This is a genomic window from Streptomyces sp. NBC_00310, assembly GCF_036208085.1.
In the GTDB taxonomy this organism is placed as follows: Bacteria; Actinomycetota; Actinomycetes; order Streptomycetales; family Streptomycetaceae; genus Streptomyces.
The window spans coordinates 4,765,309-4,791,516 of sequence record NZ_CP130714.1 but is presented as its reverse complement, the minus strand read 5'-3'; the positions used below and the strand labels follow the sequence as shown (position 1 = coordinate 4,791,516).

Below are 26,208 nucleotides of genomic sequence, written 5' to 3'. Positions count from 1 at the left end.
TCTTAAGCGTACGAAACCGTTTCGTTCGAGAGGCGGTGTGTCCGGCCCGTGCCATGCCGTGCGGCCGGTAGCCTTGTCGTCTCGAACGTGCAGCCGGAGCAAGGGGAGTGGGATGACTGAGACCACGACGGTGCGCCGCAGTCGGATCACGCCCGAGCGCGAGGCCGAGCTCTACGCGGCCGTGCTCGACCTGCTCCGGGAGGTCGGCTACGACGCCCTCACCATGGACGCCGTGGCCGCTCGCACCCGCTCCAGCAAGGCCACCCTCTACCGCCAGTGGGGCGGCAAGGCCGAGCTGGTCGCGAAGGCGATCCGGCAGGAGAAGTCGATGACCTGGACCGGCGTCGACACCGGATCCCTGCGCGGCGACTTCCACGCCCTGGTGCGACGCGAGGACGACTGCGCCATGGAACAGAGCTCCGCGCTGATGCGTGGTCTGGCCATGGCGGTGCACACCAACCCCGAACTGCTCGGGGCGTTCCGCGAGTTCCTCGTCGAACCGGAGATGGCGGAGTTCCAGCGGGTGCTGCAGCGCGCGGTCGACCGCGGTGAGGTCCGGCCGGACAACCCCGCGCTCGAGTTCGTGATGCACATGATGCTCGGCGCCTTCGTCACCCGGACGCTGCTCGAAGAGCTGCCGCCGACCCAGGCCTTCCTCGTCTCGTACATCGACGCCGTGGTCCTCCCCGCCCTCGGTGTACCGATCGGCTGACCCACCACTGACACCCCCACCGGCACCCCACTGACCCACCTGTGCGACAGCCGCCCGACGTGCGGCTGAGCACCACCTGACGCCACCCGCTCATGTCGTCGGGCCGATCACCCCTGCCTTGCCTCGCCCTGCCTCCTCCCTCCCCGCGGCACGGGCTGATCCGTCCTGCCCTCTGCACCTCCACGACCTGAACGGGAGTACCGCCCCGTGGCCACATTCCTCTACAAACTCGGTCGACTCGCCTTCCGGCGACGACACTTCGTAGCCCTGCTCTGGGTGGCACTGCTGACGCTCGCGGGCGTCGGCGCCGCCTCCGCGCCCGCCGCCGGCTCGTCCTCCTTCTCCATCCCGGGGACCGAGGCCCAGAAGGCCTTCGACCTGCTGGAACAGCGCTATCCCGGCATGAGCGCCGACGGCGGCACCGCCCGGGTCGTCTTCAAAGCGCCCGACGGCGAGAAGATGACCGACGCCGCGAACAAGGCGACCGTCGAGAAGACCGTCGAGGAACTGGGCGACGGCTCCGAAGTCGTCTCCGTCAGCGACCCGTTCACCACCAGGGCGGTCAGCAGGGACGGGACGGTCGCCTACGCCTCGGTCACGTACAAGGTCCCGGGCATGGAGCTGAAGGACTCCTCCAAGAAGGCTCTGGAGACCGCCGCGCACAAGGCGCAGGACGCCGGGCTGACCGTCGAGATGGGCGGTGACGCCCTGCAGGCCGAGCCCGAGACGGCGGCCACCGGCGAGATCATCGGCCTCGCCCTGGCCGCGGTCGTCCTCGTCGTCACCCTGGGCTCGCTCGTCGCGGCCGGGCTGCCGCTGCTGACGGCGATCATCGGCGTCGGCATCGGCGTCTCCACCATCACCGCCCTCGCCGACGCGCTCGACCTCGGCGACACCACCTCCACCCTCGCCCTGATGATCGGTCTCGCGGTCGGTATCGACTACGCGCTCTTCATCGTCTCCCGCTACCGGTCCGAACTGGCCGAGGGCCGGGAACGCGAGGAAGCGGTCGGCCGGGCCGTCGGCACCGCCGGCTCGGCGGTGGTCTTCGCGGGCCTCACGGTCGTGATCGCGCTGGCCGGTCTCGCGGTCGTCAACGTCCCGATGCTGACCAAGATGGGGCTCGCGGCGGCGGGCACGGTCGTCATCGCGGTCCTCATCGCCCTCACCATGGTCCCGGCGCTGCTCGGCTACGCGGGCCGCAGGGTCCGGCCGGCCGGTGAGAAGGGCAAGCTGCTCGGACGCCGCAAGGCGAAGGGCTCCGCCACGGATTCCGGCAAGGAATCCGCCGTGGTCAAGCCCAGCATGGGCACCCGTTGGGCGAGCTTCGTCGTCCGTCGTCCGGTCGCCGTGCTGCTGTTCGGCGTGGTCGGCCTGGGCGCGATCGCGGTCCCTGCCACCCAGCTGGAGCTGGGCCTGCCCGACGACGGCTCGCAGCCGACGTCCACCACGCAGCGCCGGGCGTACGACCTGCTGTCCGAGGGCTTCGGGCCCGGCTTCAACGGCCCCCTGATGGTCGTCGTCGACGCCAAGGACAGCGCGTCCCCGCAGGAGGCCGCCACCGCGGTGACGGACGGGATCAAGGGTCTCAAGGACGTCGTCACGGTGACCCCCGCGACGTTCAACAAGGCCGGCGACACCGCGATGATCACGGTGATCCCGAACTCCAAGCCGTCCTCCACGCAGACCGAGGACCTGGTGCACGCCATCCGTGACGAGGGCGCCGGCGTGACGGCGGACACGGACGCGAAGGTGCTGGTCACCGGCGCCACGGCGATGAACATCGACTTCTCGCAGAAGCTCACCGACGCGCTGCTCCCGTACCTGGCGCTGGTGGTGGGCCTCGCCTTCCTCCTGCTGATCGTGATCTTCCGGTCGATCCTGGTTCCGCTGAAGGCGGCCCTCGGCTTCCTGCTCAGCGTGCTGGCCGCGCTCGGCGCCGTGGTCGCGGTCTTCCAGTGGGGCTGGCTGGCGGGGCTCATCGGCGTCGAGGAGACCGGCCCGATCATGTCGATGATGCCGATCTTCATGGTGGGCGTGGTCTTCGGCCTGGCCATGGACTACGAGGTGTTCCTCGTGACCCGCATACGCGAGGCCTACGTCCACGGCGAGAACCCGAACCAGGCCGTGGTGACCGGCTTCAAGTACAGCGCCCGGGTGGTCGCGGCCGCCGCGGCGATCATGATGGCCGTCTTCGCCGGCTTCATCGGCTCGGGCGAGTCGATGATCAAGATGATCGGCTTCGGCCTCGCCATCGCCGTCCTCTTCGACGCGTTCGTCGTCCGTATGGCCATCGTCCCGGCCGTCCTCGCCCTCCTGGGCGACAAGGCCTGGTGGCTGCCGAAGTGGCTCGACCGCGCGCTGCCGAACGTCGACGTCGAGGGTGAGGGCCTGCGGGCCCACGACGACGCGGCGAAGAAGTCGGCCGAGGACGACGAGGACAGGGAGCTGGTCCGCGCCTGACGCGACGGACGGCTGCCGAGCGGGATCGGCTGCCGTGCGGGATCGGCCTGCCTGAGCAGGACCGGCTGCCGCGCAGGACCGCCGGTGAGGGCCCGTGGGGACGGGTGCCCTCACCGGCTTCCGCGTTCCCGGGGTCCGCCGGGTGGCTGGGCCTGGGCATAGAGGACAGGCGGCATAGCGGACAAGATCCGGCCTATACGGTTCCTAGCGTGGTCGTACGCGTCACCCACCGGAACCGGAGCGACCGACCATGGACACCGACACCGACACCGACACCGACACCGACACCGACACCGACACCGACACCGAGATCCGTCCCTTCCGCATCGACATCCAGCAGGCCGAACTGGACGACCTGGAGGACCGGTTGGCGCGTACGCGCTGGCCTCGAGAGCTGCCGGGCGAGGGGAACGGCTTCGGCAGGGGCGCGCCGGTGGCGGCGGTGCGGGAGCTGGCCGAGTACTGGCGCACGACGTACGACTGGCGGGCCCAGGAACGCCGCCTCAACGCGTTCTTCCAGTTCCTGACCGAGATCGACGGCCTGGACGTGCACTTCCTCCATGTGCGCTCGCCCCGGCCCGACGCCGTCCCTCTCCTGCTTTCTCACGGCTGGCCCCACTCGGTCGTCGAGTTCACGCGTCTGATCGGTCCGCTGACGGAGCGCGGGTTCCATGTCGTGGCCCCGTCCGTCCCCGGCTTCGCCTTCTCCGAGGGGCCGAGGGAGGAGGGCTTCGGCATCGACGACGTGGCGCGCATGTGGGCCGAGTTGATGCGCCGCCTCGGCTACGACCGCTACGGCGTTCAGGGCGGCGACCTGGGCGCGTACCTGGCGCCGGCGGTGGCCCGTACGGCCCCCTCGCATGTCGTCGGCGTCCACATCAACGGTGGCTTCGGCTTCCCCACGGAGAGGGACGTCCCCGAACTGACCGACGCCGAGCGGGCCCACCACGAGATGATCAAGCAGTGGTCGGTCGGCGGCGTCGACCACCACACCCTCCTCCGCTTCGCCCCGCAGACCTTCGCGTACGCCTGGAACGACTCGCCGGTGGCCCAACTCGCCTGGATGATGCAGAAGTTCGAGGACTTCGGCATCCGTGACCACGACCACGACCGCGACCGTGACCGTGACCTGTTCCTCACGAACGTCGCGCTCTACTGGCTGACGGGCACCTCCGGCACGTCGTCCTGGTTCATGTACAACCGCCGGGAGTTCGCGTGGCCGGAGGGGCAGAAGCACGCCCCGACGGGCGTGTACTGCGGCCCGCCCGCGATCCGCCGCCTCGCCGAACGCGACAATCGGATCGTGCACTGGCCGGAGTCGAACCCGGGGAGCCACTTCGTGGGGATGGACGAGCCGGTGGCACTGGCGACCGACATCCGCGTCTTCTTCGACAGGATTCTCTGACTGCGAGGGCATGACCGGTGACCGATGCGACCGATGAGATGAGACCGATGTGGCTGATGTGACCGGTGAGGGCGGCGACCGCGGCGACCGCGGTGACAACCGCATGGGGCCGCCCCACTTCGGTACCGAACGCGAGACGCTCCGCGCCTTCCTCGACTATCACCGCGCGACGCTCGCCATGAAGTGCGCTGGCCTCTCGGACGAGGAGCTGCGCAGCCGGTCGATGCCCCCGTCGGCCCTCTCTCTGCTGGGCCTCGTGCGACACATGGCGGAGGTGGAACGGGCCTGGTTCCGCCGGGCCTTCGAGGATCACGACGCCCCCATGGTGTGGTCGAAGGAGATCGACTTCCAGGCGGCGTACGACGCGAGCGCCTCGACGCGGACGGAGGCGTTCGGGGCGTGGGAGGCGGAGGTGGAGACCTCGCGCCGTATCGAACGGGAGGCGGAGTCCCTGGACCTCGCCGGTTACCAGCCCAGGTGGGGCGAGGAGGTCTCGCTGCGGATGGTCATGGTTCACGTGCTGCTGGAGTACGGCCGCCACAACGGTCACGCGGACTTTCTGCGGGAGGGGGTGGACGGGACGGTGGGGGCGTGAGTACGCGGCCTCAGAAGTGCTGCTTGGCCGTTCTGATCAGGCGGGCGATCCCGTCCCGGGTCCGTACGCGGCGCTCGTCGAACTCCGGCCTGCTGTCGGCCTTGTGGACGGCGGTGACATCGGCGAGGACGGTCTCCGCGGCCAGGCTCAGGGCTTCGTCGTCCGTGAGCATCTGCACGCGGAACAAGGCCTCCTGCGCGCCGGAGCGCAGGTCGTACGCGCGCACGCGGACCGTGTCGGGGTCCTCCGGGGGCGGCTGTTCACGCTCGCAGAACCACAGGTGGACGAGGCAACGGCGGTAGTTGATCAGCGCGCCGGCGTACGTGGAGTAGGCGTCGAGGCGCTCTTGGCGAAGCCTCTCCCGGCGGGCGAACTCGTGGCTCCGGTCCGTGGTGCGCTGCTGGAAGGCGAGCGTCAGACCCGAGCCGAGGAGTGTGCCGAGTACGGCTATGCCACTGGCGATGATGGTCTCCACGGTCCAAGCTGATCACGCGGGGATGGACGGCGACAGGTGGGGCGCCGGCAGGCGGGGCTGTGGGAGGCGTGGGTGGAGAGACTGCGGCGGGCCTTTCTGGACTTCGACCGGCGCCACGGCGGTGCGGAGCCTCCCCCGAAGGTCCAGGTCTTCGTGGCCCGGCACCCGGTGGGCACGGGCCTGCTCTTCGGCGTCACCTTCGGCCTGCTGGTCGCCTCCGGAGTGTCCGCCTTCCACGACCCCGTGCTTCTCCTTCAGGCGGCCCTGCCCGGGGTGGGTTTGGGGCTCTTCGTGTGGCTCGTCTGCCGCGTCGAACGCCGCCGTCAGGCCCACTACGCACGCAACGGAGGCTTTCGCTGGGACCCTCCCCAGCCGCCCGTCCGGGACGGCACCCTGCCGGTCTGGTTCGAGGGCCTGCTCTGGCTCAGCTACTGGACCGTCTACCTGGTGCTCATCTGGCTCGTGGGCCAACTGCGGAGCCCACCCTTCACCTGGGTCCAGAGCGCGATCTACGCCGGGTTCCTGATCATCGGAAGCTGGGCCGTGCGCCTGACCAAGGAACGCCGACGGCGACGGGGCCGTTGACCACCAGCACCGAGGCAGGGGTCACTCCCCGGTGTCGGCTCGGTCCTCGCCGAACACCTCGGTGACGGAGGTGGCCCTGATCGCGCGGGTGAACCAGCGGTTGAGGGTGTCGAGGTCGTGGCAGGAGGTGATGCGGTCGCGATCGGCATCGGACACGTGCACGTCGCGGCCGTCGAGGAGCAGCAGGATGTCCTCGATCTTTGCCTCGGTCAACCCTTTGGCCACGCCCTGCGCGACCCCTTGTGCGACGCCCTGCGCGACACCCTGCGCGACGCCCTGCGCCCTCCCCTCCGCCCGGATTTCCTCGGAGATCGGCGACGTGAAGAACGAGAGGTCGGTCATGAGGTCCCTCCAGGTAGCGGCGGCCGAGGTTTCGCCCAGCCCCTGAGATGTCAGTTCTACGAAGATCGTCGCGGTGTCGGGGTCGCGGGCTTCGAGGCCCTTCAGAGCGTCTACCAGTACTTTGAGTATGGCACCGGCGCATGGGTCGCGGCGGTGAAGGACAGCGGACAGAACGGTCAGTGGGATGTCGCGGCGAGCCTGGACCGGGTCGTCGATGACCGGCACGTTGTCCGGCCCCAGGACCAGAGGGCGCAGTGTGAGGGAAGGCCACTCGGGTGGGCCGAAGTCCACGGCCTCGGACGCCCAGGCGGCTGTGCTCCGGCTGTCGCACACCACGAGGAGAACGGCGGGCATCTGGTACTTCGCGTGCAGGTGCGCCACGTAGTAGGCCCAGTTCCTGGGCTTCTCGGGGACTTTCTTTCCCTGGGCCTCGACGGCCAGAAGGAACTTGCCCTTCTTCGTCTCGATACTCAGCAGCGTGTCCACCCGCCGTTCCAGCGGACGGTTCTCCGTCAGGTCGGTGGGGAACGGCGTGGCCGAGACCGGATCGTCGAAGGGGATGCCGAGTGCTCGTACGGCGCGGGCGAAGACACCGGGGTCCTGTTGGAAGATCCGGTGCATGGCTTCGTGGGGGGAACTGACCATCGGGTGGTGTCCGGTCCTTTCGTCACTCTTGGGTGTGAGCATATGACGGACAACTATGCTCAGACCTGGCGGAGTTGGGAGTATTCACCCGCAGGGGTGATAGGCGCTCTCGTGCTTACCGTGAGGTGGGCCGCCGGGCGAGGTGACAGCGGAGCTGTTCCTTTTCCCGGCGGCCTCCTCCCGAACCCGCCGTGCGACGTTAACCGCAGCGGGCTCTCCAGTGATCTTCACCGTGTGAGGCAGTGGGTTGCCCGGCGTGGATGTCCTCATGGCAACGTGCGCAGACCACCAGTGTCTTGCGGCGTCGCTTGATCATGAGGGCGGCCCAGTCGGGCTGTTGTTCTCCTGGTTTCCCGAGGTCGGCGAGCCTGCGGATCTGGTGGACCTGGACGTTGCCGGGTCGTCCGCACAGCTCGCACCACCGGGCGAGGAACCGTCCGATCAGTTCCTTGCGTCGGTGGGAGGCCCAGGAGGGTTCGCGGTCGAGGAGGACCGCTGTTTTCTGCCGTTGCAGTGGAATGCCGCCGAACCGTGCGACCAGTGGTTTCCTGCCAGGTCCTCGCTCCGTGCTGACCTGGAGACAGGTGCGCCGCCCGGCTGGTGTGTCGATGGTGGCCTTGTACGTGCGGGCCGTCTTCGACACGGTCGAGCGGTGCTTGTTCGCCAGGGTGTGCAGCAGGGAGGTCTGCATGACCCAGTGCAACCGGTTCAGTCGAAAGACGTCGCCGGCCAGCAGGTAGTACTGGACGATGCCGCGGTATCGGGCCCCGTAGAGGTTGACGATGGTGTGGTCGTCGGCGTGTGTCAGGTGGGGCCGGCGGGCGGGTTTGCCGCCCTTGAGATACGGCGTGCTGTGAGCCTTGATCACGTCTTTCGGCACGTGCAGGGCGATGGCTCCGTTCACCGTGCGGCGGTTGCGCCGGTCGGTGGCGAAGCGCTTCAGTCTGCGGTTTTCGTGCCGCACCGTGATGTCGTAGCCGAGAAATCTCGCCTTGCCGGTTCGGGCGTGCGTGATCAGCGTCTTTTCTTGCGAGAGTTCGAGTTTGAGGTCGTCACGCAGGAACGTCGCGATGCGCTGTTTGATCTGCTCGGCTTCGGCTCGTGGTCCTGCGAACCCGAGGAGGGTGTCGTCGGCGTAACGCACATACCGCAGCCGCCTGTAGTCAGGGTCGTTCATATCCTGACTGGGAAGGCGGTGCAGCTGCTGCCGCAGTTTCCGCGCTTGAGCGTGGTCCTTGCGGTTGCGTGCGCTGGTGAGCGCCCAGAGCACCCGCTTGTACTCCAGGTTGCGTGCCCGGAGTTTTCCTCGGGTGTATTCCGGAATGAGAACTGTTTCGATGAACGTGTCCAGCCGGTGCAGGTAGATGTTGGACAGGAGAGGAGAAAGAACGCCGCCCTGCGGTGCGCCGCTGAGCGTGGTGTTCCATTTCCAGTCCTCCAGGTATCCGGCGCCCAGCATGTTGCGCACCAGCCGAAGGAACCGGTTGTCGCGGATTTTCTCGCCCAGGGTGTCGAGCATGACCTGATGGTCGAGGCGGTCGAAACACTGGGCGATGTCTCCTTCCACGAACCAGGCTGTCCCGGTCCAGGTGCGAACCACTTCGCCGAGGGCGGTGTGGCAGCCCCGGCGGGGACGGAAACCGTGGGACCGGTCGGAGAAGGTCGGCTCGTAGTACGCCTCCAGCAGGAGCCGCATCACCTCGCCGACCAGCTTGTCCGACCAGGACGGCAGGCCCAGCGGGCGGGTCTTCCCGTTCTTCTTCGGGATGTGGACCCGTCGCACCGGATCGAATCGGTAGCGCTCGTGGCGCAGCGCATCGATGATGCGGCCGATCTTCTCCATGGACATTCCGTCGGCGGTTTCCCCTGTTGCCCCGGCCGTCATCGCTCCCTGGTTGGAGTAGATACGTCCGTAGGCCATGAGATACAGCTGCGGGTTGAACAGTTGTCGATACAGTTCATTGCACGGCAGATTCCGTCTGCCTCGTTCACGGAGGACAGCAAGTACCGTTTCAGCGTTCTGCATTACGCATACCTCCCGGTCTCGTCTCCATCCGGTCACCTGTGCCCCTTCGCCCTGCGGACGGCTTTCCCGTCCTCCTTGGCAGGCCGTTACCCCTGCGACTACTACGGGCACTCCGTCACCATGGGACTCGCGTCCTTTAGGTGATCCCTTGTTCGTCCTGGTCGTACGTGATAGCGCAACGTAGGCGTCCCACTCATCTCCTTGAATACCCTCATTGGGTATCGCTTCGCCGCCCGGAGGTGTGCCGATGGGCAGAAGACAGCGGCACAGGCGACGACACCGGTATCAATGCCATTCCGGTGGACTCGTCTTTTAGTCGACTGGAGATTGGGATTCAGGCAATCCAGCTTTCGCCATATTGCGCGGGTCCCGCTGGGCACCGTCTCAGGCACTTGAACCCGGCCCCGGCTTTCCTGACATGCTGTGGTCCCCTTCACCTTTCGGCTCCAGGTAAGTCATCGGACCCAGGAATATCCTCCAAATCCCTCCCGGCTTTACCGGGGATACAAACAGGCGCTTACAAGGCGCACTCCGCCCACACCGTCTTCCGCGGCTTCGGTCCCTCCGCCACGCCCCAGCGGTCCGCCAGTGCGGTGACTAGGAGGAGGCCTCGGCCGGACTCGTGGTCGGGGGCGGGGTGTTGGGGGCGGGTGTCGGTGGCTTCGATGCGGAGCGTGTCGCCGATGACGTAGAGGGTGAGGCGGAAGTCGCGGCCGGCCACGCGGGCGTGGGTCGCCGTGTTGGCCGCGAGTTCCGCGACGACGTGCCCGCACCGGGTCCAGGGCGAGCCAGGCGGGCGCCGCGTGGTGTGGGGGACGGGAGTATGCTGAAGTTGCCTATGGGGATGTCGAGTTGGACAGTTGCGGCACGTCGTCCACATCACAGGGGGACTGACCACCCGATGATCCGCGCGATACGACTCCGAAGACGGATACGCAGCGCCGACACGCGGGTCGCGGTCGGCGTGGGGGCAGGGGACCTCCTCCTGTGCTGCGTGCTCCTTCTGGTGGCGGTCGGGGTGTGGTTCGTGGAGCCCACCACCAGCGAGGAGGAAACCCAGGCCTGGCATCTCGCGGGCCGGATCTACGGCTACTGGCTCCTGAGCGGGCTGGTTCTCTTCCCGGTGCTGGGGATGACGCGGACGCTGGTCGTCCACCTGACCGCCATGATCGTGGCGCCTGTCGTGCTGTTCGCGCTCGTGATGCTGTCGGCCGCACGGTGACGTAGGTCCGCGCCGCCTGAGAAGGTGTCCATGGCGGACACCTGGGAAGCACACAGCAATCGCTCATAGCATCCGGGCATTCCATGACGGGACATTTCCGAAAGCGCGGTCGGCATCATGAGCACAGCGAGCAACAGCGGCGGCAACAGCAGCAGCGGCAACGGCCACAGCCACGGCCACCACCACGACGACGAGTTCGACAGAGGGCTCTCCTACGACCTCCCCGTGTTCGCCCGCCGCCGCATGATCAGACTGCTGGCCGGCGCGAGCATGGTCCCGCTGGTGGCGGCCTGTTCCTCGGACGACTCCGGCAACGGCGCCGCGTCGGACTCGTCCTCCTCCGGCTCGTCCTCCTCCTCGTCCTCGGGCAACTCCTCCGGCTCGGACTGCGAGGTCATCCCGGAAGAGACGGCCGGCCCGTACCCCGGTGACGGCTCGAACGGCCCGAACGTCCTCAAGGAGAGCGGTGTCGTCCGGCGGGACATCACCAAGAGCTTCGGCTCGGCCGACGGTGTCGCCGAAGGCATCCCGCTGACGATCACGCTGACGGTCGTCGACCAGGCCTCCGGCTGCGACACCCCGAAGGAGGGCGCGGCCGTCTACCTGTGGCACTGCGACCGGGAGGGCAGGTACTCCCTCTACACCGACGGCGTCACCGAGGAGAACTATCTGCGCGGCGTCCAGGAGACCGACGACAAGGGCCAGGTCACCTTCACGTCGATCTTCCCGGCCTGCTACACGGGCCGCTGGCCGCACATCCACTTCGAGGTCTACGACAGCCTCGACGACGCCACCGGCGGCCAGGACGTCGCCGCCACCTCGCAGCTCGCCTTCCCCAAGGACGTCTGCGACACCGTGTACGCGACGGACGGTTACAGCCAGAGCGTCGAGAACCTCAGCCAGCTCTCCCTGGAGAGCGACATGATCTTCAGCGACGGCTACGACCAACAGCTCGCCACCACCGAGGGCAGCACTGACAAGGGCTACACGGCCACCCTCACCGTGCCGGTGTGACGCGGCTGCCGGGCCGCGGAGCCGGAGCCGCCCCCGGTTCCGCGGCCCGGCTCGGCTCGGCCGAGGTGCGCCGTGTGCCCCTCCGCTCAGTGCGCCACCGGCGTGGCCGTGTACGTCCGGCGCAGGAAGCGGATCAGCGCCTTCGTGTCGAACTGCATCACCGCCACCCCCTGGGCGGAGTGGAACTCCATGACGGCCTGGACGCGGCCGCAGGGCCAGATGCTCACGGGGCCGGAGGTGGTGGGGGTGCGGAGGCCGCGTTCGAGAAGGTCGCGGGGGAAGGTCCACTCGTCAGGGCCGGGCAGGCGCACGCGGACGGCGGAGGCGTCGGGGTCGTAGCGGAGCACGACCGGCACGGTGTCCCGGTCCTCGGGGGAGTCCGTGACGACATGGGCCCGGGCGTACTGCTCGACGGTGACAGACATCGGGCAACTCCTCAACGCTGAGTGACGCAAGCAGAAGCTGTGAATCCGCTGTCCGCTGCCTCTCCAATGTCGCATATTTTCCGCCCGGCGCCCCCGGAAGCCCTGTGAGGGTGCCGGAGGCCCCTGTCAGGGCGTGGCGGCAAGGTCCTGAGTACCCCGCGAGGGCGCACGGGAACCGAGGGGGAGGGGGTCCGTCCCCCGGAGTTCGGCGAGCCGTTCGCTAATCAGTCTCGCATCGCTCTTGCAAGAGACTCGCAATAGGGCTCTATCATCGTAAGGTTCCAGCCACCCGCAGACCCCCCGCCCCACCCCCCAGCCAGTGCGTCCCACCCGGTGGCCCGGCCCCCGACCAGGAGAGCGAGCCCTCGTATGCACGTCCCCGACGGATTCATCAACGCCCCCGTCTCGGCGGTCGCCGGAGTCGTCGCCGCCGGTGCGGTCGCCGTGAGCCTGCGTGGCGCCCGGCGTGAGCTGGACGAGCGGACGGCGCCGCTCGCCGGGCTCGTCGCCGCGTTCATCTTCGCCGTGCAGATGCTGAACTTCCCGGTCGCGGCCGGGACCAGCGGACATCTGCTCGGCGGTGCCCTGGCCGCGATTCTCGTGGGCCCCTGTACCGGGGTCCTGTGCCTGTCCGTGGTGCTCCTGATGCAGGGCATCCTCTTCGCCGACGGCGGCCTCACCGCCCTCGGCGTGAACATCACGATCATGGGGGTCATCACCTCCGTCGTCGGATACGCGGTCTTCCGCGGGCTCGTCACCGTCCTCCCCAGGAAGCGGCGCTCCGTCACCGTCTCCGCCTTCGTCGCCGCCCTGGTCTCCGTGCCCGCCGCGGCCGCCGCCTTCACCCTCGTCTACGCGATCGGCGGCACCACGGACGTGCCGATCGGCTCGGTTCTCACCGCCATGGTCGGGGTCCACGTCCTCATCGGCATCGGCGAGGCCGCGATCACCGCCGCCACCGTCGGTGCCGTCATCGCCGTACGCCCGGACCTCGTCCATGGTGCCCGGGGCCTGACCGCCCCGCTGAAGCTGCGTGTCAACGGCGAGCTGGTCGACGCGCCCGCGGCCGGGCCGACGCCCGCACCCGGGCCGACGCCCGCACCCGTGGCCGCCCGGTCGCCCCGCCGGCTGATCCTCGCCGGCCTCGGCGTCTCCCTCCTCCTCGCCGGTGTCGTCAGCTTCTACGCCTCCGCAAGCCCCGACGGGCTGGAGAAGGTCGCCGCCGACAAGGGCATCGACGCCAAGGCCGAGGACCACGCCGCCGCCGACTCCCCGCTCGCCGACTACGGCGTCGAGGGCCTCACCGACGCCCGGATGTCGGGCGGTCTCGCGGGCGTGATCGGCGTCGGCGTCACGGTCGTCGCCGGTACGGGCGTCTTCTGGTCCGTACGCAGGCGGCGTACCGGCGAGGGCGACGCCACGTCCCCCACCTCCGTGCCCGAGAACGCCTGACATGGGCGCGGGTCACGCACACAAGCTCTACCGGCACGCGCACTCGCCCGTGCACGCCCTGCCGCCGCACACCAAACTGGCGGCCGTCTTCGCCTTCGTGATCGTCGTGGTGTCGACGCCACGGGAGGCGATGTGGGCGTTCGGGTTGTACGCGGTGCTCCTCGGCGCGGTCGCGTACGTGGCCCGCGTACCCGCCGGGTTCCTGCTGAGGCGGCTGCTGATCGAGATCCCGTTCGTCGCGTTCGCCGTGCTCATGCCGTTCGTGGCGCAGGGCGAGCGGGTCGAGGTCCTCGGGGTGTCGCTGAGCGTCAGCGGGCTCTGGGGTGCCTGGAACGTCCTCGCCAAGGGGACGCTGGGCGTCGCCGCCTCCGTCCTCCTCGCGTCCACGACCGAGCTCCGCGAACTCCTCCTGGGGCTGCAGCGCCTCAAACTGCCGCCGCTCCTCGTCCAGATCGCGTCCTTCATGATCCGCTACGGCGATGTGATCACCGATGAGATGCGACGGATGCGGATCGCGCGCGAGTCGCGCGGGTTCGAGGCGAGCGGCGTACGGCACTGGGGGGTGCTCGCCACGTCGGCCGGGGCGCTGTTCATCCGCTCGTACGAGCGGGGCGAGCGGGTCCATCTGGCCATGATCAGCCGGGGGTACGCGGGCACCATGCCCGTCATCGACGAGGTGACCGCGTCCCGGGCGCAGTGGTCGTACGCCTTCGCCCTCCCGGTCGCCGCGCTCGTCGTATGTCTGCTGGGATGGAGCCTGTGACCGCGTCCAAGAATCCCGAGGATCTCCTGCCCCCGTCCCTCGACTCCGTGCCCCCGTCCCTCGAAGTCGCCGGCCTGGCCTTCGCCTATCCCGACGGCCACCAGGCCCTCTTCGGCGTCGACTTCACCGTCGGGCGAGGGGAGAGGGTCGCCCTGCTCGGGCCGAACGGGGCCGGGAAGACCACCCTCGTCCTGCACCTCAACGGCATCCTCACCGGGGGCGCGGGCGCGGTGACCGTCGCCGGGATGCCGGTCGGCAAGCGGCACATGGCCGAGATCCGGCGGAAGGTCGGCATCGTCTTCCAAGACCCCGACGACCAGTTGTTCATGCCGACCGTGCGGGAGGACGTGGCCTTCGGGCCCGCCGCGGCGGGAATGAAGGGCGCCGAGCTGGAGGCCCGGGTGGACAAGGCCCTCGGGCAGGTCGGCATGACGGAGTTCAAGGAACGGCCGCCGCACCATCTCTCCTTCGGGCAGCGGCGCCGGGTGGCCGTGGCCACCGTGCTCGCCATGGAGCCCGAGATCCTCGTCCTCGACGAGCCGTCCTCCAACCTCGACCCCGCCTCGCGCCGCGAACTCGCCGACATCCTGCGGTCGTTGGACGTCACCGTCCTCATGGTCACGCACGACCTGCCGTACGCCCTCGAACTGTGCCCGCGCTCGCTGATCCTCAGCGACGGGGTCATCGCGGCGGACGGGGTGACCGGTGAACTCCTCGTCGACGACGAGCTGATGCGGGCGCATCGGCTTGAACTGCCGTTCGGGTTCGACCCGCGAGCGGTGAGGGCGGGATAGGGCTCGGGATAGAGCTCGGGGGTACGGGTTGTTCGCCGGGTGCGGGTCCGGTGGGGCTTCTCGCGCAGTTCCCCGCGCCCCCCAAGAGCAGGGGCTACGGGCTACGGCCCCCGGCCCACGGCCCCCGGCCCACGGCCCCCGGCCCCCGGCCCCCGGCCCCCGGCCCCCGGCCCCCGGCCCACGGGGCCGAGGCCCACGGGGCCGCGGGGCCGTGGCCTTTCAGGCCCCCGGCCCGTCGCCTTCCAGGCCCGCAGGGCCTGGTCTTTCAGGGGCGCGGGGAACTGCGCGAGAAGCCCCACCGGACCCGCGGACAACCACACTCGCCCCGACCGGCCCACGCGAACATCCGCAACAATGGCCCCCGTGACGAATCAAGCGGATGCGCAACGGCACGGTTCGCTACTCCTCGACGAGCAGTTGTGCTTCGCGCTGTACGCGGCACAGCGCGCGGTCACCGCCGCGTACCGCCCACTGCTCGACGAACTCGGCCTCACCTACCCGCAGTACCTGGTCATGCTCTCCCTCTGGGAGCGAGGCGAGACCACCGTCAAGGAACTCGCGGGCGCCCTGCGGCTCGACTACGGCACGGTCTCGCCGCTGCTGAAGCGGCTGGAGTCGGCCGGGCTGCTGCGCCGGGAGCGGTCGCCGCGGGACGAGCGTTCGGTGCGGATCGCTCTCACCGGGCGCGGCGAACAGCTCCGCGACCGCGCGGCGGCCGTCCCCGCCACCCTGACCGCCGCCACCGGACTCCACGGCCCCGAGGTGGTCCGGCTGCGGGAGGAGCTGTGGCAGCTGACGGCGCGGGCGACGAAGGCGGCGGGCCGCTGAGCGGGCGAGGGCGAGGGCGAGGGCGAGGGCGAGGGCGATGGTGAGGTCGAGGGGAAGGGGGCGAGCGAGGGTGACCGGTCGGCCCCTCCATCTCCATCTCCCTCTCCCCTTCCCCGGATCGGCGGTGACCTTGTGTTACCCGTGGTTACTGCCCCCGGGTAACCGATAGGCACCTACCAGCCGGTACCTTGTGCACGATGTATTCGTGCGCGCCTGTCCTGGGGAGGCCACGCGCTCGTCCTGGGGGAGGCCAAGGGAATGACTGACGACGCCGCGGGGGAGACCCTTTCCGATACTCGTCCGACGAAGATCATGTACGTCGCCGAGGCCACCGCGCACGGCGGCCGGGACGGCTACATCAGCAGCCTGGACGGCCAGATCGACCTCAAGGTCGCGATGCCGCCGGCGATGGGCGGCGACGGCAACGGCACCAACCCCGAGCAGCTGTTCGCCGCCGGGTACAGCTCCTGTTTCCACAACGCGCTGGTCCTCGTCGGCCGCCGCGCGGGCTACGACCTGACCGGCTCCACCGTCGCCGCGAAGGTCGGCATCGGCCCCAACAAGCAGCGCGGTTACGGCCTCGCCGTCGCCCTCAGCGTCTCCCTCCCGGTCCTCGACCAGGACATCGCGGCCAAGCTCGTCGACGCGGCCCACCAGGTCTGCCCGTACTCGAACGCGACCCGCGACAACATCGACGTCACGATCGTGCTGGGCTGAGGCGGCCGAGGCGGCCGAAGCGGCCCCGGGCCGAGGAATCCGGGGCCGTGCGTGTACGTTGCACCCGTCGTCGTGGGAGTGAGTCGTCGTGGTGAGTGAACGGACAGGGAGCACCGGCGTGGACGTGAACGGTACGGTCGCCGAGGGCTTCGAGCCGGTGCGGGCCGCGTTCGTGCGCAACTTCGAGGCGCTGGGCGAGCGGGGCGCGGCGGTCGTGGTCTACCGGCACGGCCGCAAGGTCGTCGACCTGTGGGCCGGCACCCGGGACGTCGACGGCGGCGAGCCCTGGCAGCACGGCACCGCCCAGATCATGCGCTCGGCGACCAAGGGCGTCGCCGCCGCCGTGCCGTTGCTGCTGGCCGAGCGCGGCGAGCTGGACCTCGACGCGCCGGTGGGCCGGTACTGGCCGGAGTTCAAGGCGCGCGGCAAGGACCGGGTGCTGGTGAGGCAGGTGCTCAACCACCAGGCCGGGCTTCCCGTCCTCGACCGTCCCCTCACCCCCGGCGAGGCGCTGGACCCGCGCCGGGGCCCCGAGGCCGTCGCCGCGCAGTCCCCCGCATGGGAGCCCGGCACCGCCCACGGGTACCACCCCCTGACGTACGGCTGGATGCTCGACGAACTGGTCCGCCGCGTGACCGGCCGGGGGACCGGCGAGTGGATCGCGTCGGACATCGCCGCCCCGCTGGGCCTGGAGTCGGACCTGTGGCTGGGGCTGCCGGACTCGGTGGCGGCGGCGGGCCGGGTCGGCCGCGCGGGCCGGCTGGAGTCGGCGCCCGAACCCACGGGCGGCCTGCGGGTCCGCGCCAAGCGGTCGGTCACCGCGGCCTACGACGACCCGGACTCCCTCACGCGTCGCGCCTTCGCCGCGATCACGCCGTTCCCCGACCAGAACGACCCCGCGTACCGCGCGTCCGCGCTCCCCGCGACCAACGGCATCGCCACGGCGGACGGCCTGGCCCGCTTCTACGCGGCGCTCATCGGCGAGGTCGACGGCGTACGGCTGTTCGGCCCGGCGACCCTGGAGGCGGCCCGCGCCGAGGAATCCTCCGGCCCCGACCGCGTCCTCGTCATCAACAGCCGCTTCGGCCTGGGCTACATGCTCCACGGCACCGCCTCCCCGCTGCTGGCCCCGGGCTCCTTCGGCCACCCCGGCCGAGGCGGCCCCCTCGGCTTCGCCGACCCCGACTCCGGCCTCGCCCTCGGCTACATCACGAACGGCTACCGCAAGTCGGTGACGGCGGACCCGAGGGCTCAGGCGCTGGTGCGGGCGGTGAGGGAGGCGCTGGGCTAGAGGGCGCTCCGGTCCTCAGCGGCGCAGGGAACCGCGGAACCAGCCCCGCCCGGCCCGAAGCCGCAAGGCCCGAAGCCGCCCGGCGGGAGCGCGCCCCGGCTGGCAGGTGCCCCCGGCTGGCAGGTGTCCCAGGGCTGGGAGGTGCCCCGGGTCTGGCAGGTGCCCCTGGCTAGGAGGCGTACCCGGAGGCCGCGCCCCGCGGAGCGGCCGTCGCGGACGAGCGGCCGGACCGGCCCAGGGCTCCCCCGCTGGTGTCCTGGCCCGATCCCGGAGATCCGGACGGCCGCCCGCCGCGGCGGCGATCTCCAGGATGCGCGGAATTCCGCCCGCTGTCGTTGGCTGACGGTCCACTCTCACTTGGCAACGCGTCCACTGTTCGCCGCAGCTCACCCGGCGGCATCCCGTACGCCGCCCGGAACGCCCGGCTGAACTCGGCCGCGCGCGGAAACCCCCAGCGCGCCCCGATCGCGTGGATCGGCGTGGCCCGCAGCACCGGGTCGGGGTCGGTGAGGTCGCGGTGCGCGTTGCGCAGCCGCTGGTCGCGGACGTAGGCGGCGACGGTCAGGCCCTCCGCCTGGAAGAGCCGGTGCAGATAGCTGCGTGAGATGTGGTGGACGTCGGCGATGGCCGTGGGGGTGAGGTCGGGATCGCCCAGGTGCCGCCGTATGAACGCCTTGATGTTCAGGAGCAGCGTCCGCCCATGGGCCTCCGGGGTCAGACGGGGCTCCGTGTCGGCGGCGTGGGCGAAGAGCGCGGTGATCAGGTCGGCGACGACCGTGCCGAGGCGGGGCGCGTCGGCGGGCCGGTACGGGGCCGTGTCCGCCGCCAGCTGCATCAGGAACTGCGCGAGCAGCGCGCCGACGCCCTCCCGGCCCGACAGGCGGCTGCCGATCACCTGGTCCGCCCTGCGCGCGGGCAGGGCGACGAGTGAGCGGGGTATTTCGAGGCCGACGGTGGTGACCGGGTCGGTGCCGGTGAGGATCTCGTACGCCATCGAGGTGCAGTTGACGTGGAAGTCCTGCGCCTCGTACGCGACCTGCTGTCTGCCCCAGGTGGCGGCGCCCTCGCCCTGGAGGAGAAGGGACAGGTGGAACGTCTCCGGGTCGGACTGGCGGATCATCTTCGGGGTGCGGCGGAAGACGATCGGGTCGAAGGTGGCGGGCCAGATCGTCACGTCGCCGAGGGGGATGAGGCGTTGGTGGGCGTAGTAGTCGTCGGCGGGGCCGGGTCGCGACTGCGGGAGGGGGACCAGGCCCATGGGCGCGTGCGTCTGCCGCAGCAGCTCCGCCCAGGCCTCGAACCGGGCGTCCACCGGGAGGTCCACGGACCGGAAGACCGACTCGTGCAACACGGGGCCAGTCAACCACAGCGCCGTACTCCGGCTGTTGGGCACCCGAAGGCCGCGGCCGGGCGGGGATGGCTCACCGGCGCTCACGGCGCCTGCGGGCCCACCGCGCCCACCGCGCCCACCGCGCCCACCCGTGCCGCCCCAGCGGCACGACTGCCCGCGGCTGTGCGGGGCTGTGCGGGCCGGGGCGGACGGGTGGGCCGCGGTCGACGTCGGCCGTGCTCGTGCCCGTGCCCGTGCTCAGAGGGCTATCGGGTGGGACGTCCGGCCCGATGCCTCGTCTATCTCGTCGTGGGCCTTGGTGAGGAGCTTCATGGCGAGCTCGTTCAGTGCCCTCGCCCCGGCTATCTCCTCGCCGACCCGGGGTTGATTGGAGTCGGTCTGGTGGCGGCTGGCGTAGCCGTTGGCGCGTACTTCCTTCCCGTCGGGGAGCCGTACGAGGGCCGCCGCCCGTGTGCGCTGATCGTCCTCCTGGAACTCCAGCTCGATGTGCCATCCGACAGCGGTTTTCATCATGACGATCACCTCCGGAACCGCTCTTTCCAGAGTGCTCCTCCGCGGCCGCGGACGCACGGCCTGGCCGGCACGCGACGCGTCTACCCGGCCCGCAGCATCAGCCCGATCCCCACCACCACCAGCCCCGCCGCCACGATCCGCGGCGCCCCGAACCGCTCCTTGAAGAACACCGCCCCGATCGCCGCCCCCACGATGATCGACGACTCCCGCAGGGCCGCGATGGGGGCCAACTCCGCCTTCGTCTGGGCCCACAGGACCAGCCCGTACGCCGCCACCGACAGCGCGGCGCCGAGCAGGCCCACGGCGGCGAACGGCCGGAGCAGGGCGACCGTCCCGCCGCGCCACCTCCAGACCGCGTACGCGGGGATCGCGAGCCCCTCCAGGGCCATCAGCCAGGCGATGTAGCCCAGGGCGGACCCGGAGGCCCGTACGCCGAGGCCGTCCACGACCGTGTACGAGGCGATCGACAGGCCCGTGGCCAGCGCCGCCCCGATCGCCGCCCAGTGCGGCCGGTCGCCGCGCAGCCCCCACAGCGCGACCCCGGTCAGCCCGGCGCAGCTCAGCAGGATGCCCGCCGCCGCCCAGCCGTCCGGCACCTCGTGCGCGAAGACCGCGGCGAGGACGGTGACGACGAGGGGCGCGGAGCCGCGCGCGATGGGGTACGCCTGGCCGAAGTCGCCCAGCCGGAAGGACGTCATCAGCAGCACGTAGTACACGAGGTGGATGACCGCCGAGGCGATCAGATACGGCCACGCGCCCGCCTCCGGGAGTGGCACGAACGGCACCATCGCGAACCCGATCAGCGCGCCGCCGCCGGATATCAGGGCGAAGCCGACGAGCTTGTCCGTGATCTTGTGAGCGATCGCGTTCCAGCTGGCGTGGGTGACCGCGGCGAGCAGCACCGCCGCGGTGACGACCGGCGTCACGCGTTCCGCTCGGGGGTGCCCTCGGCGTCTGCAGTGCGTGCGGCGTCTGCGGTGGCTGCGGTGTCTGCGGTGTCTGCGGCCTCCCGGACGTCCACCAGGGTGGCGCCCGCGTGGGCGATCAGCGCCTTGGGATCCATGGGGAAGACGGTGTACGGGGTGCCGGCCGCCGCCCACACCGTGGCGTGGTCGAGGAGCGAGCGGTCCGCGAGGACGCGGGTCCTCGTCCGGTGTCCGAAGGGCGGGACCCCGCCGATCGCGTACCCGGTCGTCTCCCGTACGACGTCGGCGCGGGCCCGGGTGACCTTCTCGGCGCCGAGTTCACGCCGGACCAGCTCCACGTCCACCCTCGACGCGCCGTCCATGAGCACCAGCACCGGGACGCCGTCCGCCGCGAAGATCAGCGACTTGCAGATCGCGCTCAACTCGCAGCCGAGCGCGGTGGCCGCCTCCGCCGCGGTCCGGGTGGCCTCCGGGAACCGGCGGATCTCGGCGTGCAGTTCGCCCAGACCCAGCGCGGTGAGCGCCTCGGCGAAACGGGGGTGGGCTCCGGAGCCCTCGGTGTCCTGTGCGTCGTTGGTCATGGCGGGCACGCTAGCGGTGGGTGTACCCGCCATGCGACCGGGTTGTCGAGGTGGTACGGCGGGTGCGGGTGGGTGGGGCTGGTCGCGGCCCGCGCCCACCTGCCCGTCGCCTTCCAGGCCCGCAGGGGCCTGGGCTTTCAGGGGCGCGGGGAACTGCGCGAGAAGCCCCACCGGACCCGCACCCGACGAACAACCCATCCAGCCACAGAGACGCACTGGACCGACTGATCCGTTTCGCTGACGATCGGGGGATGACAGAGACTCCGCCTACCCCGCCCGCCGACGGCACCCGCGCCTTCCTCATCCTCCACGGCTGGCAGAACCACCGCCCGGCCGCCCACTGGCAGCACTGGCTGGCCGACCGCCTCACCGACCTGGGCCACGAGGTGGCGTACCCGCGGCTGCCGGAGGCGGACGACCCGGACCTGGAGCGGTGGCTGGCGGAACTGGACGCGCTGCTGGGCGAGTTGGCGGACCGGCGGATCACGGTGGTCTGCCACAGCCTGGCCTGCCTGCTGTGGCTGCACGCGGTGGCGCGGGACGACGTCCTGTCCGGCCCCGTCGACCGCGTGCTCCTCGTCGCCCCGCCCGCCCCGGAGGTCCTCCTGGAGCACCCGGAGGTCGCCGAGTTCGCCCCGCCGCCGCTGACGCCCGCGCGGCTGGCCCTGGCCGCCTCGTACACCCGGGTCGTCGGCACCGACAACGACCCGTACTGCCCCGGCGGCGCGGCCGTCGTCTACGCCGAACCGCTGGGCCTGCCCGCCGACGTACTGCCGGGCGAGGCCCATCTCGACCTGGACGCGGGCTACGGTTCCTGGCCGTCGGTGTTCGACTGGTGCCTGGACCCGTCACCCGAGTCGTACGAGAAGGCCCCCGTCCTCGGCCGTACGTGACCGGCTGGGATCAGCTGCCGGCCGTCAGTGGCCCATCGTCAGCCGTCGACCGTCGACCGTCGACCGTCGACCGTCAGCCGTCGACCGTCAGCCGCCCATCGTCAGCCGCCGACCGTCAGCCGCCGACGGTCAGCCGCCCATCGTCAGTGGCCCGTGGACAGCCGCCGACCGTCAGTGGCCCGTAGGCAGCCGCCGACCGTCAGCCGCCCGTAGGCAGCCGTCGTCCTCAGCTGCCGGCCTTCAGCAGCGCCGCCACGATCGGGCCCGCCGACTCGCTGCCGTGGCCGCCCTGCTGGACGACTCCGGCGGAGGCCAGGTCGCCCTTCCAGGCGGTGAACCAGCCGTTGGGCTCCTTCTGGCCGTCGACCTCGGCGGAGCCCGTCTTGGCGCCGTAGTCGGGGCCGAGGCCCGACATCGCCTCGGCCGCCGTACCGGCCGCGGCGGTGTACCGCAGGAGTTCGGTGAGCTGGGAGCGGACGGTGGCGGACATGGGCCGGGTGGCGGTCGCGAGGGTGCGGCCGTCGACGGACGGCGCGACCAGATAGGGCTGCTTGAAGACGCCCGTCTTGGCCGTCGACACCACCGACGCCATGTTCAGCGGATTCATCCGCACCCCGCCCTGGCCGATCAGCGAGGCCGCCATCGGGGCGTCGCTCTGCACCGGCACCGCGCCGTCGAAGCTGGACACGCCGATCGCCCAGTTGTTCAGGCCGAGCCCGAAGACCTGCTGGGCCTCCTGGGTCAGGGAGTTGTCGTCCAGCTTCTTCGCCTGGGAGATGAAGGCGGTGTTGCAGGAGCGCGCGAAGCTCGCCTTGAACGTGCCGTTCTTGATCTGGAACTTGTCGTCGTTCTGGAACTTCCAGCCGCCGTACGACGAGAACTTGGGGCACGGGTGGACCTTGTCCGCCGAGGCCAGGCCCTTGTCGATGAGCAGCGCCGACGACACGATCTTCATCGTGGAGCCGGGGGCGAGCGAGCCCTGGAACGCCACGTTGAAGCTGCTGGAGTTCGCCGCGGCCAGGATCTCGCCGGTCGAGGGCCGCATCACGACCACCGACGCCCGCTTCGTGGCCGCCACCTTCTCCTCGGCGACGGCCTGGAGCGCCGGGCTGAGCGTCGTCTTCAACTCCCCCGGGGTGCCCTCGCTCAGCTCCAGCAGCGTCTTGTCGGCGGCCTTCTCCTTGGCGGACTTGTCGTCCGACTTGTCCGACCCAGCCGACCCATCCGACGCGTTCGACTCGTCCTGCGCCGGGTCCGCCCGGACGATCCGCAGCTCGACGCCCGCCTTGCCGCCCGCCTTCTTGCCGTACTTCTCCCGCAGGCCGTCCAGAACCGAGCCCAGCGACGGGTACTTCTTCGTCGTCAGTTCGCCGCCGTCCCGGTCGAGGGCCTTCACCGGGGGCGTTCCCGCCTCGCCGGTCACCAGCCGGTCGCCCTCGTCGAGGTCGGGGTGGACGACGGACGGCTGCCAGTCGACGACGGGTTCGCCGTCCTTCTCCGCCCGCACGACGGTGAGGGCGGACTTGTACGTCAGCGGCTTCTCCGTGCCCTTGTAGGAGACCGTGCCCTTGACCGTGAACGGCACCTCGTCGCCCGAGCGCTTGCCACGGGTGAGCGTGACGTCCTCGATGTGGGCGTCCTTGGTGAAGCCGGTCAACGCGGTCTTCGCGGACGCCGAGTCGTCCGTGGCGGCGGCGGCCTTCGTGACGGTGCCCTTCTGCCAGGCGGTGAGGAACGTGGTCGCGGCCGTACGGACCTCTCCGGCGGACAGGGGACCGCTCTTCACGGCCTTGGCGTCGGCCGAACCGTCGTCGGCCGAAGCACCGGCGCCGAACACCGTGTACACGGCGACCGCTCCGCCACCGAGGGCGGCGACCGCCACGCCGCCCAGCACCAGGTGCCGCCGTGACCTGCCCGACTTCGCGGCCTTCCGCTCGTCGACACGCCTTCTCTTACCCACGCTCCCGACCTTCCGCTGCCCCCGGCTGCCTCTCGTCCCTCAACGAGAACCACCACACTAGAGTCCCGCGGATCACTCCGTGGGTTCGGCCGAGGATATGTGCGGGTGGGTGGGGGCTGGTCGCGCCCCGCGACGGAGCCGCACATCGACACGGCCCCGCGCCCCTGGAAAGCAGTGGCTGCGCCCGTGCTTTCCAGCCCGCAGGACCCCCTGCCAAGGGGCCCAGGATCGTCATCCAAGGGGCGCGGGATCGTCATTCAGGGGCGCGGGGAACGGCGCGAGCAACCACACGCAACCACACACAACCGCACCCCGGAACCGATCCGCACCCCTATGGCGCGACCGGGGCGCTCACCCCCCGGCCTTGAGCACCTCCACCACGATCGGCCCGGCCGACTCGCCCCCGCGGCCGCCGCCCTCCGACATCGCCGCCGCCGCCACATCCCCGCGGAACCCGGTGAACCAACTGTCGGCCACGGCCTGCCCGTCGATCTCCGCTGACCCGGTCTTCGCCCCGATGTCCCCGCTGAGCCCGTTCATGACGGTCGCCGCCGTCCCCTGCGTCGCGGTCAGCCTCATCATCTGCTTCAACTGTGACGAGGTGCCGGCCCGCAGACCCTTCGCCGTGGCCAACTCCCGGTCGTCCAGCTTCGGTGACACCAGATACGGCTGCCGGAACTGCCCCGTGATCGCCGTGGACGTCACCGACGCCATGTTCAACGGGTTCATCAGGACGTCACCCTGACCGATGGCGTTGGCGGCCCGGTTCGGCCCGCCGGACGGCGGCACCTTGCCGTCCATGGAGACGATGCCCGTCTTCCAGTCGTCCCGGCCGATCCCGAACCGCTCCTGCGCCTCCTCGGTCAACGACGCGTCGGTGAGCGGCTTCTCGTCGATCAGCTTGATGAAGGCCGTGTTGCAGGACTGCGTGAAACTCTTGGCGAGCGTGGCGTTCGGGGTCTCGTCGGCCTTCAGGCCCGGCAGGTTCTTGAAGGTCTGGCTCATCCAGGTGGCCGTGTCGGGACAGGGGGCGGGGCCGTTCATGGAGGTCACGCCGTTGTCGATGAGCATCGCGGCGGTGACGATCTTCATCGTGGAGCCGGGCGGGAGTTCGCCCTGGAAGGCCGCGTTGAAGCCGTCCTCGCGGTTGTTGGCGACGGCCAGCACCTGACCGGTGCTGGGCTGCAGGGCGACCACGGACGACTCGGCGTACTTCTTGACCGCCTTCTCGGCCGCCGCCTGCGCCCGCGCGCTGATCGTGGTCTCCAGCTTGCCCGCCCTGCCCTTGGCGAGGGTCAGCAGGGTGGTGTCGCCGGCGTTCGTGGTGGTGCGCAGGATGCCCAGCTCGACACCGGGGGTGCCGCCCGCGTCGGCGCCGTAGCGTTCGCGCAGGGTGTCGAGGATCGGTCCCAGGGAGGGGTACTTCTCCTTGGTCAGCACCTCGCCGTTCCGGCCCACGGCCTCGATGGGCGGTGCCGCGGCCTCCCCGGTGAACAGCGTGTCGCCGTCCTTCAGTTCGGGGTGCACGACGGAGGGCTGCCAGTCGACCAGCGCCCGCCCGGTCGTCTTCCCGCGCACGACGGTCAGCCGGCTCTTGTAGGCGAGTTCCTTGCTCTTCCCCTGGTACGACACCGTCGCCTCGACGGAGTACGGGACGGTCCGGCCGCCGGTGCCGGTCGGTCTGCCCGGCTCGATCTTCACGTCGTCGATCCGCGCGGTGTCGACGAAGCTGCCGAACACCTTCCCCGCGTCCACCGCGTTGTTCGTGTACGACGACGCCGTGGCCGAGTCGCCCTTCTCCCAGGCCGCGAAGAACTTCTCCGACGTCTCCCGGACCTCGTCCGCGCTCGGCGGCCCGGTCCGTTTCTCCGGGCCCGCACCGCTCTCGTTGAGCGCCGTCACGAAGTTGTACCCGCCGTACCCGGCACCCCCCACCATCGCCGCGAACACCCCGCCGACTATGGCGACCTTGACCCCCTTGCGCATCCCGCGCCCCTCTCCCCGTGCCTACCCCGTCGCGCCCTGATGGCCTTACGCCAGGCGGCCCCCAAACCCTTTGAACACGTTCAGAAACCGCTTGCCGAGGCTCACTGTAAACACGCCGGAGTGACGCGTGGGAGAAATGCTTCCTGTGCGTGCCCTGATTGTTAGCCCAGCAACCCCAACGAACCGGGTTCAGGCCAGCGCGCCCGGTTATCCGGCCATATCGGCCGCGGTCGGCATCGGGCGC

Annotated in this window: 24 protein-coding genes and 1 pseudogene; 14 read left to right on the top strand and 11 right to left on the bottom strand. The window is 70.4% G+C overall.

The features are described from left to right. The first annotated feature begins 112 nt into the window (after nucleotides 1-112). The 4 genes from OG202_RS20875 (at nucleotide 113) to OG202_RS20860 (ending at nucleotide 5,175) form a co-directional block, all read left to right on the top strand. Complete coding sequence (locus OG202_RS20875) at nucleotides 113-712, top strand: TetR/AcrR family transcriptional regulator (protein ID WP_327729284.1); 600 nt, start codon at nucleotides 113-115, stop codon at nucleotides 710-712. A gap of 207 nt (nucleotides 713-919) precedes the next feature. Continuing rightward, nucleotides 920-3,175: an MMPL family transporter gene (locus OG202_RS20870; RefSeq protein WP_327729286.1), complete on the top strand. Its 2,256-nt coding sequence runs from the start codon at nucleotides 920-922 to the stop codon at nucleotides 3,173-3,175. A 250-nt stretch (nucleotides 3,176-3,425) separates the two neighbouring features. Further along, the gene (locus tag OG202_RS20865; RefSeq protein ID WP_328223290.1) at nucleotides 3,426-4,580 is read left to right on the top strand and encodes an epoxide hydrolase family protein; all 1,155 of its coding nucleotides are present in this window, start codon (nucleotides 3,426-3,428) and stop codon (nucleotides 4,578-4,580) included. Nucleotides 4,581-4,683: 103 nt separating this feature from the next. Then, entirely contained in the window at nucleotides 4,684-5,175 is a 492-nt protein-coding gene (locus OG202_RS20860; protein WP_326585786.1) for a DinB family protein, read from the top strand. Nucleotides 5,176-5,185: 10 nt separating this feature from the next. Here OG202_RS20860 and OG202_RS20855 read toward each other — a convergent pair whose 3' ends face one another. Next, complete coding sequence (locus OG202_RS20855) at nucleotides 5,186-5,650, bottom strand: hypothetical protein (protein WP_327729288.1); 465 nt, start codon at nucleotides 5,648-5,650, stop codon at nucleotides 5,186-5,188. Nucleotides 5,651-5,686: 36 nt separating this feature from the next. Between OG202_RS20855 and OG202_RS20850 the strand changes: the two genes are divergently transcribed. Continuing rightward, nucleotides 5,687-6,235 carry a hypothetical protein gene (locus OG202_RS20850; RefSeq protein WP_327729290.1) on the top strand — a complete coding sequence of 183 codons (549 nt, stop codon included), beginning with the start codon at nucleotides 5,687-5,689 and terminating at the stop codon, nucleotides 6,233-6,235. Between the two features lie 21 nt (nucleotides 6,236-6,256). Here the strand turns inward: OG202_RS20850 and OG202_RS20845 are convergent, their stop codons facing one another. From OG202_RS20845 to OG202_RS20835, 3 genes and pseudogenes are all read right to left on the bottom strand, one after another. Then, entirely contained in the window at nucleotides 6,257-7,222 is a 966-nt protein-coding gene (locus OG202_RS20845; RefSeq protein WP_327729291.1) for a hypothetical protein, read from the bottom strand. 199 nt (nucleotides 7,223-7,421) lie between these two features. Further along, nucleotides 7,422-9,248: a reverse transcriptase/maturase family protein gene (locus OG202_RS20840; RefSeq protein ID WP_326582186.1), complete on the bottom strand. Its 1,827-nt coding sequence runs from the start codon at nucleotides 9,246-9,248 to the stop codon at nucleotides 7,422-7,424. Nucleotides 9,249-9,765: 517 nt separating this feature from the next. Further along, a pseudogene (locus tag OG202_RS20835) lies at nucleotides 9,766-10,094 on the bottom strand (ATP-binding protein). Nucleotides 10,095-10,242: 148 nt separating this feature from the next. Between OG202_RS20835 and OG202_RS20830 the strand changes: the two are divergent. Further along, nucleotides 10,243-10,470, top strand: a complete 228-nt coding sequence (locus OG202_RS20830) for a hypothetical protein (protein WP_326582187.1) — start codon at nucleotides 10,243-10,245, stop codon at nucleotides 10,468-10,470. 117 nt (nucleotides 10,471-10,587) lie between these two features. After that, nucleotides 10,588-11,484, top strand: coding sequence for an intradiol ring-cleavage dioxygenase (locus OG202_RS20825; protein WP_327729292.1), 897 nt, complete (start codon nucleotides 10,588-10,590; stop codon nucleotides 11,482-11,484). A gap of 86 nt (nucleotides 11,485-11,570) precedes the next feature. On the opposite strand, the gene OG202_RS20820 is transcribed toward OG202_RS20825, so the two are convergent. Then, entirely contained in the window at nucleotides 11,571-11,909 is a 339-nt protein-coding gene (locus tag OG202_RS20820) for an SsgA family sporulation/cell division regulator (RefSeq protein WP_326582189.1), read from the bottom strand. A 369-nt stretch (nucleotides 11,910-12,278) separates the two neighbouring features. Between OG202_RS20820 and OG202_RS20815 the strand changes: the two genes are divergently transcribed. From OG202_RS20815 to OG202_RS20790, 6 genes are all read left to right on the top strand, one after another. Next, a complete protein-coding gene (locus tag OG202_RS20815; protein ID WP_328223289.1) occupies nucleotides 12,279-13,361 on the top strand; it encodes an energy-coupling factor ABC transporter permease in 1,083 nt (360 codons plus the stop codon). A gap of 1 nt (nucleotide 13,362) precedes the next feature. Continuing rightward, nucleotides 13,363-14,124, top strand: a complete 762-nt coding sequence (cbiQ, locus tag OG202_RS20810) for a cobalt ECF transporter T component CbiQ (protein WP_327729296.1) — start codon at nucleotides 13,363-13,365, stop codon at nucleotides 14,122-14,124. Further along, nucleotides 14,112-14,918: an energy-coupling factor ABC transporter ATP-binding protein gene (locus OG202_RS20805; RefSeq protein WP_327729298.1), complete on the top strand. Its 807-nt coding sequence runs from the start codon at nucleotides 14,112-14,114 to the stop codon at nucleotides 14,916-14,918. Before cbiQ ends, OG202_RS20805 begins: the two co-directional genes overlap by 13 nt. 354 nt (nucleotides 14,919-15,272) lie before the next feature. Next, nucleotides 15,273-15,746, top strand: coding sequence for a MarR family winged helix-turn-helix transcriptional regulator (locus OG202_RS20800; RefSeq protein ID WP_326582193.1), 474 nt, complete (start codon nucleotides 15,273-15,275; stop codon nucleotides 15,744-15,746). Between the two features lie 258 nt (nucleotides 15,747-16,004). Further along, nucleotides 16,005-16,463, top strand: coding sequence for an organic hydroperoxide resistance protein (locus OG202_RS20795; protein ID WP_327729299.1), 459 nt, complete (start codon nucleotides 16,005-16,007; stop codon nucleotides 16,461-16,463). Nucleotides 16,464-16,581: 118 nt separating this feature from the next. Beyond that, nucleotides 16,582-17,754, top strand: a complete 1,173-nt coding sequence (locus OG202_RS20790; RefSeq protein WP_328223288.1) for a serine hydrolase domain-containing protein — start codon at nucleotides 16,582-16,584, stop codon at nucleotides 17,752-17,754. A gap of 169 nt (nucleotides 17,755-17,923) precedes the next feature. Here OG202_RS20790 and OG202_RS20785 read toward each other — a convergent pair whose 3' ends face one another. From OG202_RS20785 to OG202_RS20770, 4 genes are all read right to left on the bottom strand, one after another. Next, nucleotides 17,924-19,105, bottom strand: coding sequence for a helix-turn-helix domain-containing protein (locus OG202_RS20785; protein ID WP_328223287.1), 1,182 nt, complete (start codon nucleotides 19,103-19,105; stop codon nucleotides 17,924-17,926). Nucleotides 19,106-19,342: 237 nt separating this feature from the next. Next, nucleotides 19,343-19,618: a DUF1876 domain-containing protein gene (locus tag OG202_RS20780; protein WP_045556434.1), complete on the bottom strand. Its 276-nt coding sequence runs from the start codon at nucleotides 19,616-19,618 to the stop codon at nucleotides 19,343-19,345. A gap of 80 nt (nucleotides 19,619-19,698) precedes the next feature. Next, the gene (locus OG202_RS20775) at nucleotides 19,699-20,544 is read right to left on the bottom strand and encodes a DMT family transporter (RefSeq protein ID WP_326582197.1); all 846 of its coding nucleotides are present in this window, start codon (nucleotides 20,542-20,544) and stop codon (nucleotides 19,699-19,701) included. Then, a complete protein-coding gene (locus OG202_RS20770; RefSeq protein ID WP_328223286.1) occupies nucleotides 20,541-21,125 on the bottom strand; it encodes a YbaK/EbsC family protein in 585 nt (194 codons plus the stop codon). Before OG202_RS20770 ends, OG202_RS20775 begins: the two co-directional genes overlap by 4 nt. 251 nt (nucleotides 21,126-21,376) lie before the next feature. Here OG202_RS20770 and OG202_RS20765 point away from each other — a divergent pair, with 251 nt between their 5' ends. After that, complete coding sequence (locus OG202_RS20765; RefSeq protein WP_327729319.1) at nucleotides 21,377-22,018, top strand: RBBP9/YdeN family alpha/beta hydrolase; 642 nt, start codon at nucleotides 21,377-21,379, stop codon at nucleotides 22,016-22,018. 226 nt (nucleotides 22,019-22,244) lie between these two features. Here OG202_RS20765 and OG202_RS20760 read toward each other — a convergent pair whose 3' ends face one another. Together OG202_RS20760 and OG202_RS20755 are read right to left on the bottom strand one after the other, a co-directional pair. Further along, nucleotides 22,245-23,978, bottom strand: coding sequence for a penicillin-binding transpeptidase domain-containing protein (locus OG202_RS20760; protein ID WP_328223285.1), 1,734 nt, complete (start codon nucleotides 23,976-23,978; stop codon nucleotides 22,245-22,247). 351 nt (nucleotides 23,979-24,329) lie between these two features. Continuing rightward, nucleotides 24,330-25,964, bottom strand: a complete 1,635-nt coding sequence (locus OG202_RS20755; RefSeq protein ID WP_328223284.1) for a penicillin-binding transpeptidase domain-containing protein — start codon at nucleotides 25,962-25,964, stop codon at nucleotides 24,330-24,332. Nucleotides 25,965-26,208: the final 244 nt, after the last annotated feature.